The 13,274-nt window shown below is 71.0% G+C and carries 12 protein-coding genes; 6 read left to right on the forward strand and 6 right to left on the reverse strand.

What is annotated here, in order from left to right; all coding sequences use genetic code 11:
* Positions 1 to 89 precede the first annotated feature (89 nt).
* The 3 genes from IG08_RS0148915 to IG08_RS0148925 are packed head-to-tail and all read right to left on the reverse strand — an operon-like array spanning position 90 to position 2,811.
* Positions 90 to 1,406, reverse strand: a complete 1,317-nt coding sequence (locus IG08_RS0148915; RefSeq protein ID WP_199821108.1) for a GH1 family beta-glucosidase — start codon at positions 1,404 to 1,406, stop codon at positions 90 to 92.
* 46 nt (positions 1,407 to 1,452) lie between these two features.
* Positions 1,453 to 1,719 carry a protealysin inhibitor emfourin gene (locus IG08_RS0148920; protein ID WP_030619928.1) on the reverse strand — a complete coding sequence of 89 codons (267 nt, stop codon included), beginning with the start codon at positions 1,717 to 1,719 and terminating at the stop codon, positions 1,453 to 1,455.
* Positions 1,720 to 1,740: 21 nt separating this feature from the next.
* Positions 1,741 to 2,811, reverse strand: coding sequence for a M4 family metallopeptidase (locus IG08_RS0148925; protein ID WP_030619931.1), 1,071 nt, complete (start codon positions 2,809 to 2,811; stop codon positions 1,741 to 1,743).
* Positions 2,812 to 3,130: 319 nt separating this feature from the next.
* Here IG08_RS0148925 and leuA point away from each other — a divergent pair, with 319 nt between their 5' ends.
* The 5 genes from leuA (at position 3,131) to IG08_RS0148950 (ending at position 10,036) form a co-directional block, all read left to right on the forward strand.
* Positions 3,131 to 4,870 (forward strand): 2-isopropylmalate synthase, encoded by a 1,740-nt coding sequence (gene leuA / locus IG08_RS0148930; protein WP_030619933.1) that lies wholly within the window; start codon positions 3,131 to 3,133, stop codon positions 4,868 to 4,870.
* A 259-nt stretch (positions 4,871 to 5,129) separates the two neighbouring features.
* Entirely contained in the window at positions 5,130 to 5,825 is a 696-nt protein-coding gene (locus IG08_RS0148935; RefSeq protein ID WP_030619935.1) for a tellurite resistance TerB family protein, read from the forward strand.
* 152 nt (positions 5,826 to 5,977) lie between these two features.
* Positions 5,978 to 8,077: an MMPL family transporter gene (locus IG08_RS0148940; RefSeq protein WP_030619938.1), complete on the forward strand. Its 2,100-nt coding sequence runs from the start codon at positions 5,978 to 5,980 to the stop codon at positions 8,075 to 8,077.
* A 55-nt stretch (positions 8,078 to 8,132) separates the two neighbouring features.
* A complete protein-coding gene (locus IG08_RS0148945) occupies positions 8,133 to 9,371 on the forward strand; it encodes a sensor histidine kinase (protein WP_030619940.1) in 1,239 nt (412 codons plus the stop codon).
* Positions 9,368 to 10,036, forward strand: coding sequence for a response regulator transcription factor (locus IG08_RS0148950; protein WP_030619942.1), 669 nt, complete (start codon positions 9,368 to 9,370; stop codon positions 10,034 to 10,036). Before IG08_RS0148945 ends, IG08_RS0148950 begins: the two co-directional genes overlap by 4 nt.
* 140 nt (positions 10,037 to 10,176) lie before the next feature.
* Here IG08_RS0148950 and IG08_RS0148955 read toward each other — a convergent pair whose 3' ends face one another.
* The 3 genes from IG08_RS0148955 to IG08_RS0148965 all read right to left on the reverse strand — a co-directional run bounded on the left by IG08_RS0148955 (position 10,177) and on the right by IG08_RS0148965 (position 12,748).
* Positions 10,177 to 11,172 (reverse strand): dihydrodipicolinate synthase family protein, encoded by a 996-nt coding sequence (locus IG08_RS0148955; RefSeq protein WP_078656051.1) that lies wholly within the window; start codon positions 11,170 to 11,172, stop codon positions 10,177 to 10,179.
* 113 nt (positions 11,173 to 11,285) lie between these two features.
* Positions 11,286 to 12,224, reverse strand: a complete 939-nt coding sequence (locus IG08_RS0148960; RefSeq protein WP_030619948.1) for a hypothetical protein — start codon at positions 12,222 to 12,224, stop codon at positions 11,286 to 11,288.
* On the reverse strand, positions 12,221 to 12,748 hold the full coding sequence (locus IG08_RS0148965; RefSeq protein WP_030619951.1) for a SigE family RNA polymerase sigma factor: 528 nt from the start codon (positions 12,746 to 12,748) through the stop codon (positions 12,221 to 12,223). Before IG08_RS0148965 ends, IG08_RS0148960 begins: the two co-directional genes overlap by 4 nt.
* Positions 12,749 to 12,829: 81 nt before the next feature.
* Between IG08_RS0148965 and IG08_RS0148970 the strand changes: the two genes are divergently transcribed.
* Entirely contained in the window at positions 12,830 to 13,273 is a 444-nt protein-coding gene (locus IG08_RS0148970) for a phosphatase domain-containing protein (protein WP_030619954.1), read from the forward strand.
* Position 13,274 lies beyond the last annotated feature (1 nt).

Consider the following 13,274-nt stretch of genomic DNA (forward strand, 5'->3'; position numbering starts at 1 on the left):
GACGGACACCCCCCGCCCCGTCCCCGACCCACCACCCACCCGTAGGCGCTACGCGCACCCCCACCGAACCCGCAGCTGCGCCGCAGGCATCACCCCTGGGCCCGGAGCAGCTCCTGATACCAGCCGTACGACGCCTTGGGCGTCCTCTCCTGCGTCGCGAAGTCCACGTGCACGAGCCCGAACCGGCGCGCGTACCCCTCCGCCCACTCGAAGTTGTCGAGGAGCGACCACACGAAGTAGCCGCGCACGTCCACGCCCGCCTCCACCGCCCGGTGCAGGGCCCGGACGTGGCCGTCCAGGTAGGTGATCCGGTCCTGGTCGTCGATGCCCTCGTAGGAGCAGCCGTTCTCGGTGATGACGACGGGCGGGAGGCATTCGCCGTACCGCTCCTGGAGGACGAGGAGCAGGTCGGTCAGGCCCTCCGGGACCACCGGCCAGCCGAAGTCCGTCACCGGGACGTTCTCTATCTCCCGTACGGAGAAGGGGAGTTCGGCCGGGATCGTCAGCCCTCCGAACTCGATGTCCGCGCCCTGCGGGGCGCCCACCCGGGTCGGCGCGTAGTAGTTGACGCCGTAGAAGTCGAGCGGTTCACCGATGATCTTCAGGTCGGCCGAGACGTCCCCCGGCATCAACTCGCCGAGGCCGTCCGGGTATTCGCCCAGCAGGACCGGGTCGGCGAACAGGCGGTTCAGGAGCAGGTCGTAGAAACCGGCGGCTTCCAGATCCGCCGCTTCCATGGACGCCGGCCACGTCGGTCCGTGCGAGTTGGCGATCCCGATGTCCGTGGCACCGGCCGCACGCAGGGCCTGCACCCCCAGACCGTGGGCCAGCAACTGATGGTGGGCGGCCGGCAGCGCGTCGAACATCAGCTGCTTGCCCGGGGCGTGCGCGCCCAACGCGTGCCCGAACAGGGTGTGTTCGGCGGGCTCGTTGATGGTGATCCACTTCTTCACGCGGTCGCCCAGGCGCTCGACGACGACCGACACGTACTCCGCGAAACGCGACGCCGTGTCCCGCTCCAGCCAGTCCAGCGTGACCGGCAGGTCCCAGTGGAAGAGGGTCGGGACCGGGCGGACGCCCGCCGCGCACAGCTCGTCGACGAGACGGTCGTAGAAGTCCAGGCCGCCCTCGAAGCGCACCCGCGGCCAGGAGATCGAGAAGCGGTACGCGTCCACGCCCAGGCCGGCCAGGAGCGCCACGTCCTCGGGGTAGCGGTGGTAGTGGTCGCAGGCCACCGCAGCCGTCGAGCCGTCCTTCACCCGTCCCGGCTCGGCCGTGAAGGCGTCCCACACGGACGGCTCGCGCGAGTCCACCGCCCCCTCGATCTGATGGGCGGAGGTCGAGACGCCCCAGAGGAAGCCGGCCGGGAACTGAGGTATCGGGTTCGTCGCCATGCGCGGGATCATCCGTACCGGGGGTAACGGAAGTCAACGCCCCCACGTGAACTGCCCGTTACGCCCCTTCCTTCAGCACCCGCGAGATCAGCTTCCGCTGTTCCTCCGTGAGCCGGGGGTCGGCCGCGTACACCGTCTTCCCGTCCACCGTGATCTCGTAGCTGAAGCCGTCCGGCACCCCGATCGGCCGCACACCCCGGCCGGCGGCGAGCGCCTTCTCGGCCAGGGCCTGCCATTCGTGGGCATCGGGCCGCCCCGAGGTGTCCACCTCCGCATGCCGCTCGATGCCCGCGAACCCGCCCGTGCGCCTCACCTGAATACGCATGGGTCCCTGTCTAGTACGGACTTACAGGATCTGCACCCCGACCTGCTCCCAGGCCTTCTCCACGGCCTGGAGTTCCTCGCCGCCCTCGCCGAAGCGGGCCTTGGCCGCGGCGGCCGTCAGCTTGGCGAAGTCGGTGAAGAAGGCCCGGTCGGAGAGTTCGCCGCCGGTGAGGACGTCGTACCAGATCTGTCCCGCCTTCTCCCAGGCGTAGCCGCCCAGCGCGGTGGCGGCCAGGAAGAACGCGTGGTTGGGGATGCCGGAGTTGATGTGGACGCCGCCGTTGTCGCGGCCGGTGCGGACGTAGTCGTCCATGGTCGCGGGCTGCGGGTCCTTGCCGAGGACGTCGTCGTCGTACGCGCTGCCGGGCTCCTTCATGGAGCGCAGGGCCTTGCCGGAGACGCTCGGGGCGAGCAGGCCGGCGCCGATGAGCCAGTCGGCCTCGGCGGCGGTCTGGCCGAGTGTGTACTGCTTGATGAGCGAGCCGAAGACGTCGGACATCGACTCGTTGAGGGCGCCCGGCTGGCCGTAGTAGGTGAGGTTCGCCGTGTGCTGGGTGACGCCGTGGGTCAGCTCGTGGCCGATGACGTCGATCGGGATGGTGAAGTCGAGGAAGATCTCGCCGTCACCGTCGCCGAACACCATCTGCTCGCCGTTCCAGAAGGCGTTGTTGTAGTTCTCGTCGAAGTGCACGGTCGCGTCCAGCGGCAGCCCGTCGCCGTCGATGGAGTGGCGCTGGTAGGCCTTGAGATAGAGCTCGAAGGTGGCGCCGAGACCCGAGTAGGCACGGTTGACCGTGGCGTCCTGGCCGGGGTCGGTGCCCTCGGCGCGGACCTTGGTGCCGGGCAGGTCCGTCTTGTGCTCGGCGTCGTAGATGGTGCGCAGCGGCTGCTCGGACGGTGCCTTCGCCGTCGGCGCGGCCGCGAGGCCGAACTCGGTGGTGACGCGGCGCCTGCCGCGCAGCTCGCTGTCGCGCATCAGGGTCCGCTGGGCGGGACCGGAGAGTGCGGGGTCGTCGTTCCGGGCCAGTTTGTCGAGGACGTGTGGCGGTACGACGGTGCAGAAGACGGGCTCGAAGCCCCCGTTGGTCGTCATGCCCGGCACCCTTGCACTGAGTTATGACGGTGTCACTAGCCGCAACCATGATTGGTGAAATATACGGACAGGGAACCGCACGCTCCGTGACGAAGTGGTATGGCGCACTTTTCGCCCCATTCGTCCCCCGGGTCCCGCATACTGATACGGCGCCCCGCACGGGAAGCGGCTCGGCTAACATGCGGAGCATCATGCGTTTCGGGCTGCTTCTTCTTAGCTGCCGCGGCGAGGGCCTGTAGTCCAGGTCGACTCCCTCCCCGCGGAGCTTGGCGTTGCGTCGTCGGCCGTCCTTCCGGACATCCTGAGGAGCCCCCGCATCATGGCGACCAGCCACAACCGTCAGCAGCCCAGTGCCATGCCGATCCACAAGTACGGCCAGTACGAGCAGGTCGACATCCCGGACCGCACCTGGCCGAACAACCGGATCACCGTCGCCCCCCGCTGGCTCTCGACCGACCTGCGCGACGGCAACCAGGCCCTGATCGACCCGATGTCGCCCGAGCGCAAGCGCCGGATGTTCGACCAGCTGGTCAAGATGGGCTACAAGGAGATCGAGGTCGGCTTCCCGGCGTCGGGACAGACGGACTTCGACTTCGTACGGTCGATCGTCGAGGAGCCGGGGGCCATCCCCGACGACGTCACCATCTCCGTACTGACCCAGGCCCGCGAGGACCTGATCGAGCGCACGGTGGAGTCCCTGAAGGGCGCCAAGCGCGCCACGGTCCACCTCTACAACGCCACGGCCCCCGTCTTCCGCCGCGTGGTCTTCCGCGGTTCCAAGGACGACATCAAGCAGATCGCCGTGGACGGCACGCGCCTCGTCATGGAGTACGCGGAGAAGCTGCTGGGCCCCGAGACCGAGTTCGGCTACCAGTACAGCCCCGAGATCTTCACCGACACCGAGCTGGACTTCGCCCTGGAGGTCTGCGAGGCGGTGATGGACGTCTACCAGCCCGGCCCGGGCCGCGAGATCATCCTCAACCTGCCCGCCACGGTGGAGCGTTCGACCCCGTCGACGCACGCGGACCGCTTCGAGTGGATGAGCCGTAACATCTCCCGCCGCGAGCACGTCGTCATCTCCGTCCACCCGCACAACGACCGCGGTACGGCCGTCGCCGCCGCCGAGCTGGCGCTGATGGCCGGCGCCGACCGCGTCGAGGGCTGTCTGTTCGGACAGGGCGAGCGCACCGGCAACGTCGACCTGGTGACCCTGGGCATGAACCTCTTCTCCCAGGGCGTCGACCCGCAGATCGACTTCTCCGACATCGACGAGATCCGTCGTACGTGGGAGTACTGCAACCAGATGGAGGTCCACCCGCGCCACCCGTACGTGGGCGACCTGGTCTACACGTCCTTCTCCGGCTCCCACCAGGACGCCATCAAGAAGGGCTTCGACGCGATGGAGGCCGACGCGGCCGCCAAGGGCGTGACGGTCGACGACATCGAGTGGGCCGTCCCCTACCTGCCGATCGACCCGAAGGACGTCGGCCGTTCCTACGAGGCGGTCATCCGGGTCAACTCGCAGTCCGGCAAGGGCGGTATCGCGTACGTCCTGAAGAACGACCACAAGCTGGACCTGCCCCGCCGGATGCAGATCGAGTTCTCCAAGCTCATCCAGGCGAAGACGGACGCCGAGGGTGGCGAGGTCACCGGCTCCGACATCTGGGCGACCTTCCAGGACGAGTACCTGCCGAACCCCGAGAACCCGTGGGGCCGTATTCAGGTCAAGAACGGCCAGTCGACCACCGACACGGACGGCGTGGACACGCTGAAGGTGGAGGCCACGGTCGACGGCGTCGACACCGTCCTGACCGGTACGGGCAACGGTCCGATCTCGGCCTTCTTCGATGCGCTGCAGTCCGTCGGGATCGACGCCCGTCTCCTGGACTATCAGGAGCACACGATGAGCGAGGGGGCGTCTGCGCAGGCCGCGTCCTATATCGAATGTGCGATTGACGGCAAGGTGCTGTGGGGGATCGGGATCGATGCGAACACGACTCGGGCGTCGCTGAAGGCGGTTGTCTCCGCCGTCAACCGGGCGGGTCGCTCCGCGGGGTAGTGCCGCGACGGGTCGGTGGTGACTGCGGGGCCGTCGTGGCTGGTCGCGCAGTTCCCCGCGCCCCTTCAGGGCGTTGCTGTGCCCGGCGTTTTGAGGCCCCCGCTCGCTGGGACTCAGCGAGCGGGGGCCGTCGGTTTCCGGCCATTGACCTGTGCAGGTCACGGAAAGGTCTCGTCCGGGGTGATGACTCCGCCTCCTTGGTGTGGCTAACATCACGCCAGCGCGGCGATGTTGCCGCGGCGTTACGCGGAGGTGCGACGTGCTGCCAGGACGGGGACGAAACGGCCGTGCCACCAGGCCTGCGCGCCTCCTGGGCACCCGTACCGCGTGGACGACCGTCGGCGACGGCGAGTTCTTCTGCCCCGGCTGCGGGGGCGACCGCAACTACGAGCGCCTGACCGGCCGCCGCCGCTTCACCGTGCTCGGCATGCCGGTGCTCCCGCGCGGCGACACCGGCCCGGTCGTCGAGTGCGCCGCCTGTCAGCGCCACTTCGGCGCCGACGTCCTCGACCACCCGACCACCACCCGCTTCTCCGCGATGCTCCGCGACGCCGTCCACACCGTCGCCCTCGCGGTCCTCGCCGCGAGCGGCACCTGCGCCCGTACGTCCCTGGAGGCCGCCGCGGGCACGGTCCGCGCGGCCGGCTTCGACGACTGCACCGAGGAACAGCTGGGCGCCCTGGTCGAGGCCCTCGCCGCGGACACCGGCCGTGTCTACGGCCGCCCCTGCGGAGCGGGCCTGGCCATAGAGCTCCACGAGGCGCTGGACCCCCTGGCCCCGCACCTCGCCCCCGCCGGCCGCGAGGCGATCCTGCTCCAGGGAGCCCGCATCGCCCTCGCCGACGGCCCGTACACCCCCGCCGAGCATGAGGTCCTCGCGACGGTGGGCGCCGCGCTCACCATCTGCGCGGACGACGTGACCCGGCTGCTGGTGGCGGCGCGGACACCGTCCTGACCTTCGCTCGATTACTCCCCGGGGAGTAGTCCGGCCCTCGTGCCACCCCGCGCAGTACCCCCCAACTCGCCCTCCCGCCCGACGATTCGCCTCCTCCCTGCCGGGAGTCTGGAGAACGACCCAGACACCCCGACCGGAGGGAGGCCCGTCTCATGGGGGCCGCGAAGACATCTGTACGGCGGCGACGTGCCGTGCCCTGGGCGGTGCTCGGGCTGTGGCTGGCCGCGCTCGTGCTCGTGGGACCGCTCGCGGGGAAGTTCAGCGACGTGCAGCAGAACCGCGCCGTCGACTACCTGCCCGCCAGTGCCGACTCCACCCAAGTGGCGAAGATCCAGGACCAGTTGCCCGGGGGAGAGGCGACCAGCCTGGTGCTGGTGTACCACCGGGACGGCGGGCTCACCTCGGCCGACGAGCGCACGGCCGCGGAGCAGGTCGCCGAGATCGGTGGGGCGTACGACCTCGGGGGCGAGTCGAAGGGCGTCCCGTCCGCGGACGGCACCACGCTCATGTACCCGGTGTCCAGCACCCAGCCGGGCCAGGACGAGGAGGCCCGGAACACCTTCGTCGACGGGGTGCGCGACATCGCCGACGGCGGCGCGGGGCTGAGCGTCGAGGTCGGCGGGCCGGGTGCGCTCAACACCGACATGAACAAGGTGTTCGAGACGATCGACGGCACCCTGCTGCTGGCCACGCTCGCCGTCGTCACCGTGCTGCTGATCCTCATCTACCGCAGCCCGTTCCTGTGGCTGGTGCCCCTCGCGGTCGCGGGCGTCGCCGCCGCCATGGCGATGGCGGCCGGCTACGGGCTGCACGAGCTCTTCGACGTCACCATCACCGGCCAGAGCGGCGGGGTGATGACCATCCTCGTACTCGGCGCCGGCACCGACTACGCGCTCCTGCTCATCTCCCGCTACCGCGAGGAGCTACGGCGCCACGAGCGGCCGTACGACGCCATGCGCACCGCCCTGCGCGGCTGCGGACCGGCGATCCTCGCCTCCTCCGGGGCCGTCGCGGCCGGGCTGCTGTGCCTGCTCGCCGCCGACCTGAACAGCAGCAGCGGCATGGGGCCGGTCGGCATGATCGGCGTGCTCGCGGCGCTGGTCGCGATGACGACCCTGCTGCCCGCGGTCCTGGTGCTGCTCGGACGCCGGGTCTTCTGGCCGCTGATCCCCGCCTTCGGCAGCGTGCCCAAGGTCCGCCGCTCGCTGTTCGCCGCGATGGGCACCTCGGCCACCCGCAGGCCGGCCGCCGTGCTCGCGGGCGGGGCCGTACTCCTCGGTGCCCTCGCACTCGGCGCCCTCAACCTGCCCGGAGGCCTCGCCCAGGAGGACTCCTTCACCGAGAAGCCCGAGTCGATCAGCGCGATGCAGACGCTGGCCCGCGAGTACCCCGAGCGCAGCAGCCAGTCGGTCACCGTCATCGCCCCCACCGACAAGGCCGGTGCCGTCCTGGACAAGGCCCGCACGACCGACGGGGTCGCCGAGGCGGCCGCCGGGCGCAGCGACGCCGACTGGACGGAGATCTCCGTCTTCACCACCGCCGCCCCCGAGACACCGGGCGAGACGAGGACCATCGAGGCCCTGCGCGAGAGCCTCGACGACTCCTACGGCGCCTACGTCGGCGGGCCCAGCGCCCAGCAGATCGACCTGGCCGACAGCCAGGCCCGGGACCGTATGGTCATCGTGCCGCTGGTGCTCGCCGCCGTGTTCGTCATCCTCGTGTTCCTGCTGCGGAGCCTCATCGCACCGCTGATGCTCCTTGTGGCCGTGGTCGCGGTGTGGGGCGCGGCACTCGGCATCGGGGGACTGGTCTTCGGACCGGTGCTCGGCTTCGAGGGCACCGACCCCGGGCTCGGCCTGCTGTCCTTCGTGTTCCTGGTCGCCCTCGGCGTCGACTACGGCATCTTCCTGATGCACCGGATGCGCGAGGAGTCCCTGGCCGGGGCGGCACCCGAGACGGCGGCGCTCACCGCGCTGCGCACCACGGGCGGCGTCATCGCCTCCGCGGGCGTCGTCCTCGCGGCCACCTTCGCCGTGCTCACCACGCTGCCGCTGGTGGGGATGGTCGAGCTCGGGTTCGTGATCGCGGTCGGGGTGCTCCTGGACACCTTCCTCGTCCGGACGTACCTGGTGACGACGGCGAGCGTGCTGCTGAAACGGAAGGTGTGGTGGCCGGGCAGTCTCTCGCGCGAGCCCGAGCGGCCGCTCCCGCCGAAGGAACCGGAGCCGGTGACGGCCGTATCCGCCCACTGAACGACCGGCGCCCCTCCCCTCCCGGAGGGGCGCCCTCCTAGCGGAGGATGAGCGCGTGCAGGCAACCACGGCAACCACGACACCGGCGAGGCCCGGGCTGGGCGAGCGGATCATGGTGGTGATCAACCGCGACCCGCGGACCGTCCCGCACGGCACCCGCAACGACGCGCTGCTGGCGCTCACGCTCGCCGTGGCGGCCGTATGCATGGGGCTGTTCACCGACGAGGCCCGCCGCCCGGACGCGCTCGGCTGGACGCTGCTGCTCGCCGCGCACGTGCCGCTGGTGTGGCGCCGACGCCGCCCGCTGCTGGTCCTCGCCGCGCTGGTGGCGCTGATCGTGCCGTACCACGCCCTGGACAACAACCACACCGCGCCCACCCCCGCCGCGTACGTCGCGCTCTACACGGTCGCCGTCACCAGCCGCCCCCTGCGCACGATCCTGGTCGGCTGCGCCGTCGTCGGAATCTCGGTGAGCGTGATGCTCACGGTCAACGCCCATCAGGCCGTCGAACTGCTCCGCATCTCCGGCTGGGTGATCGCCGTCCTCTTCTTCGGCATCGACGTCCGCTACTACCGCAGCTACGTCACCTCCATCGTCGAACGCGCCGTACGCGCCGAACGCACCCGCGAGGAGGAGGCGCGGCGACGGGTCGCGGAGGAGCGCCTGCGCATCGCCCGCGACCTGCACGACCTGCTGGCCCACACCATCACGCTGATCGGCGTGCAGACGTCGGTGGCCGCGCATGTGCTGTCGGCGGACCCCGAACGCCTCGACCGCGAGACGGTGGCCAAGTCGCTGGACGACATCGCGGAGACGTGCCGTACGGCGCGGGGCGAACTCCGTACGACCCTGGAGGTGCTGCGGGCCTCCGAGCAGGGCGACGCCCGCGGCCCGCTGCCCGGCCTCGACGGGGTCACCGACCTGCTGGAGGCGGCGCGGCTGGCGGGCGCGAAGGTGGAGCAGACGGTACGGATACGGCAGGCACCGCCCGCCGTCGGCGCCGCCGCCTACCGCATCGTCCAGGAGGCGCTGACCAACGCGGTGCGGCACGCGGGGCCTTCACCCGCCGTGTGCGTCTCGTTGTACGAGGAGCAGGGCGCCCTGCGTCTGTCGGTGACGGATGACGGCACGGGGCCGCAGCCCGGCGTGGGCACCCCCGGTTTCGGGCTGGTCGGCATGCGGGAGAGGGCGCGCAGCGTGGGTGGCACACTCGACGCCGGGCCGCGCGTGGGGGGTGGCTTCGAGGTGACGGCCGTACTGCCGTTGAGAACTGCTCTGGAGGGGGCCGGATGACCATCCGCGTACTGCTCGCGGACGACCAGACTCTGGTACGGGCCGCGTTCGCGATGCTCGTCGAGTCGGCGGGGGACATGGAGGTCGTGGGGGAGGCCGGTACGGGTCGGGAGGCCGTGGAGCTGGCCGCTGCCTCGCGTGCGGATCTCGTCGTGATGGACATCCGGATGCCCGACCTGGACGGCATCGAGGCGACACGGCTGATCGCCGCGGACGAGGATCTGGCCGGGGTGAAGGTGCTGGTCCTCACGACCTACGACACCGACGAGAACATCGTGGAGGCCCTGCGTGCCGGGGCGTCGGGGTTCCTGGTGAAGGACACGAGGCCGGCGGAGCTGCTGGACGCGATCCGCACGGTGGCGGCGGGGGAGGCGCTGCTGTCCCCGGGGCCGACGGCTCGGCTGATCGCACGATTTCTGAGGGGTGGGGCTGTGTCGGTCTCCACGGGCGGCGGGCCCGAGTGCCTGTCGGAGCGCGAGCGCGAGGTGTTGACGCTGGTGGGGCGGGGTCTCAACAACACCGAGATCGGCGAGGCGTTGGGACTGAGTCCGCTGACGGCGAAGACGCACGTCAGCCGGATCATGGGAAAGCTGGGGGCGCGGGATCGGGCGCAGCTGGTGATCGTGGCGTATGAGTCGGGAGTGGTGACGCCGGGGGGCGCGTGACGGTTTGCCGGGCCTTTTCCGCCCCCGCCGCCCCTACCCGTCCCATCCCGGGGGCTCCGCCCCCGGCCCCCCGCTCCTCAAACGCCGGAGGGGCTGAATTTGACGGCCGGGCTGGATTTTCCCGGCCGGGGCTTGATCTTTTAGCCCGTCCGGCGTTTGAGGACGAGGCCGTTCAGGCCGACAGCGGGGGTCTGGGGGCGGCAGCCCCCAGGGACGGGACGGGTAGGGGCGGCGGGGGCGACCACCCGCTCCACCTCGCCCTCCGACAACGGCATCTGCGGCTCCGCCGTCACCGGACAGTCGATGACCCCCCGCAGATACAGCGCCGCCTTGAACGCCCCCAACGCCGACGAACTCGCCCCCATCCGACCCGGATCCCCGACCCCCACCATCCCGAACAGCCCGCACAACCGCTCCTGTTCGGCCCGCGCAGAGTCCACGTCGCCGGCCCGGCAGAGGCGGTCGAGCCGGACGTACCCCGAAGGATCGACGTTGGCGAGACCCGGCACCGCCCCGTCCGCCCCCACCGCGAGGGCCGCGTCGACGATGAGTTCGGAGCCGGTGAGCACGGTGAAGCCGGGGTGAGCGCGGGCACCGCGCACGACCTCGCGAAAGGCCCCCAAGTCCCCGCTGGAGTCCTTGAGTCCGGCCAGCACACCCTCCGCGGCGAGGGCGAGCACCACGTCCCCGGGCAGCTTGGTGTGAACGGCCGCAGGGAGGTCGTAGGCGAGGACCGGGACCGGACTGGCCGCGGCGACCAGACGGTAGTGACGGGTGATCTCCGCAGGATGGGTGCGGGTGTAGAAGGGCGAGATCACGACGACCGCGTCCGCCCCCGCCGCCGTGACCGAAGCCACGTGGTCGAGCACGCGCGGTGTCGTCATGTCGATCACCCCGGCGAGGACCGGGAGTTGACCGCCCACGTGCCCGGTCACCGTCTCCACCACCAGCCGGCGCTGCCGATCCGTCAGATACGCCGCCTCGGAGGTCGTCCCGAGCACGAACAGCCCGTGCACCCCGCCCTCCACGAGATGGTCGACGAGCCTGAGCAACGAGGGGACGTCCACCTCGCGTTCCGGTGTCAGGGGAGTGCAGACGGGCGGGACGACACCGGTCAGCGGGGCGGGGAAGGTCATGGCGGCTCCCTGGGGCGACACTGTCGTACGAAGGCGTACGAAAGGGTAGCCGCGCGACCGGCCGGGGCGCCGACCCCTGTACGGCGCCCCGGCCCGATCGGTCGCCGACAGGCCTACGGCAGCGTCGCCATGTACGACTTGTCCGTGTCGGAGTCGTAGACCAGCTCGCCGCCCGCGTCGTACCCCTTGATGTGCGGCGCCTCGGTGACCTGCTGGTTCAGGACGCCCGTGGCGACGAACCAGCCATGGTCCAGGACCACTTCACCGGTCCCGTCCCCGTACGTGGCGGTCACCTTGGTCACGGACGGATCGACCGTGCCGACGCTGCCCCAGCGGAAGGGCAGCTTCCAGTTGCCCTTGTCGATGACGGACTGCGAGTACAGCTTGAGCGCGTTGATGTCCGGCCGCACGAGCCCCGCATCGGGATCCGTGTCCTCGCCGACACTGGTGTTGACCCCGGACACCTCGCCGTCCTTCACCGTGCAGATGAGCCGGACCGGAGTCGATTTCTCCCGCACCGCCACGACGGCGAAACCGTCGCCGGGAGCGTTGGAGTCCCCGGTGCTCTTCAGCGCGAGCAGGATCCGGTAGTCGGCGGGGTCGCCCAGGTCGGACCGCATGTCCTTGGGCCGGGCGGCCTGCGCCCCCTGCTCGAAGGCGAGGCAGTCCTCCACTCCGTCCCTGGCCTGCTCCAGCGTGACCCCGTCGACCAACTGCCCCGGAGTGGCCGGCCCCACGGCCCGGCTCGGCGACGCGGACACCGTCGGCGTCGGAGACACGGACTGTGTCGTGCTCGTCAACGTCTGAGGGCGCTGCGTCGCCGACCCCCCACCCGTCATCGCGTACGCCCCCACCGGCACCGCCGTCAACGTCACCAGCACCGCCCCGGCCACCGCCACCCGCCTCCGCCGCTCGACCATGCCCCGGCGCCGGATCGCCGGATACGGCACCGGCGACGGCCGGATCGTGTACGCGTCCTCGGCGAGCAGCTCACGCACCTGATCCTCGAAGTCCCGCTCGTCGCCTGCCTCTTGGCGCTCCTGCTCGCTCACTTGGTGCCTCCCTGCGGGGCGCGGTCCATGACCTGCGCGAGCCCCGGATACGTACGCAACTTCGCCAGCCCCTTCGACGCCTGGCTCTTGACCGTGCCGGGCGAGCAGCCGAGCACCTCGGCGACCTCCGCCTCCGACAGGTCCTCCCAATAGCGCATGACCACCACCGCCCGTTGTTTGGGCGGCAGTTGGGCCAGCGCGCCGAGCAGCACACCGCGCTCGTCGACCCGGGAGACGGCCTCGTCGCGCCCCGCCGTCTCGGGCGGCGCCGCGGTCAGCGACTCCGTGACGCGCCGCTTGCGGAACCGGTCGCTGTTGCACGTCACGAGCATCCGCCGGACGTACGCCTCCGGACTGTCGCTGCGTGACACGCGCCGCCAGGAGCGGTACGCCTTCGCCAGCGCCGTCTGCGTCAGGTCCTCGGCGTGATGTGCGTCGCCGGTGAGCAGATACGCGGTCCGCACGAGGTGCGACCAGCGCGCTCTGACGAATTCCTGGAACCGGTCCTCTTGTTCGGCCTGCATCAAGCACCCTCCCTCGCCCTCCAGACCACCACTTGCGCGGATTCGGTTGCCCGGGACCTGACACGGGTTTCGAATGGGCCCATGGTGAACGGGGAACGGTGGGACGAACAGGGCAGCGGCGTACTCCGGCTGCCCTCCGGGCGGCTGGTACGGGGGCGCGGACTGCGGCGCCCCCTCGAACCGGGGGCGCCGACACCGTCGTACGGCGTCCATCTCCTCGGCGGGCGGCCGCCCGCGGTCCCCTGGGAGTCCCGCTGGGTCCGCTGGCCCGACTTCCGGCTGCCGGCGGACCGCGCGGACGCACGTGCGGCGCTCGCCGAGGCGTGGGAGCGGGCCGCGGCCGAGCGGGTGGAGATCGCCTGCGGTGGCGGCCGCGGCCGTACGGGGACGGCGCTCGCGTGTCTCGCGGTGCTGGACGGCGTACCGCCGGAGGAGGCCGTCGCGTATGTGCGCGAGCACTACGACCGGCGGGCGGTGGAGACGCCGTGGCAGCGGAGATATGTGAAGGGCTTCAGGACCGCCTGAA

It is taken from the genome of Streptomyces fulvoviolaceus, from assembly GCF_000718165.1.
GTDB classification, from domain to species: Bacteria; Actinomycetota; Actinomycetes; order Streptomycetales; family Streptomycetaceae; genus Streptomyces; species Streptomyces fulvoviolaceus.

Bases quoted from the DNA above. Each gene is read 5' to 3' on its own strand.
- IG08_RS0148965 (WP_030619951.1), bottom strand. From the start codon at position 12,748: ATGCAGGCCGAACAAGAGGACCGGTTCCAGGAATTCGTCAGAGCGCGC.
- IG08_RS0148940 (WP_030619938.1), top strand. From the start codon at position 5,978: ATGGGGGCCGCGAAGACATCTGTACGGCGGCGACGTGCCGTGCCCTGG.
- IG08_RS0148970 (WP_030619954.1), top strand. From the start codon at position 12,830: ATGGTGAACGGGGAACGGTGGGACGAACAGGGCAGCGGCGTACTCCGG.
- IG08_RS0148955 (WP_078656051.1), bottom strand. From the start codon at position 11,172: ATGACCTTCCCCGCCCCGCTGACCGGTGTCGTCCCGCCCGTCTGCACT.
- leuA (WP_030619933.1), top strand. From the start codon at position 3,131: ATGGCGACCAGCCACAACCGTCAGCAGCCCAGTGCCATGCCGATCCAC.
- IG08_RS0148950 (WP_030619942.1), top strand. From the start codon at position 9,368: ATGACCATCCGCGTACTGCTCGCGGACGACCAGACTCTGGTACGGGCC.
- IG08_RS0148925 (WP_030619931.1), bottom strand. From the start codon at position 2,811: ATGACGACCAACGGGGGCTTCGAGCCCGTCTTCTGCACCGTCGTACCG.
- IG08_RS0148920 (WP_030619928.1), bottom strand. From the start codon at position 1,719: ATGCGTATTCAGGTGAGGCGCACGGGCGGGTTCGCGGGCATCGAGCGG.
- IG08_RS0148915 (WP_199821108.1), bottom strand. From the start codon at position 1,406: ATGATCCCGCGCATGGCGACGAACCCGATACCTCAGTTCCCGGCCGGC.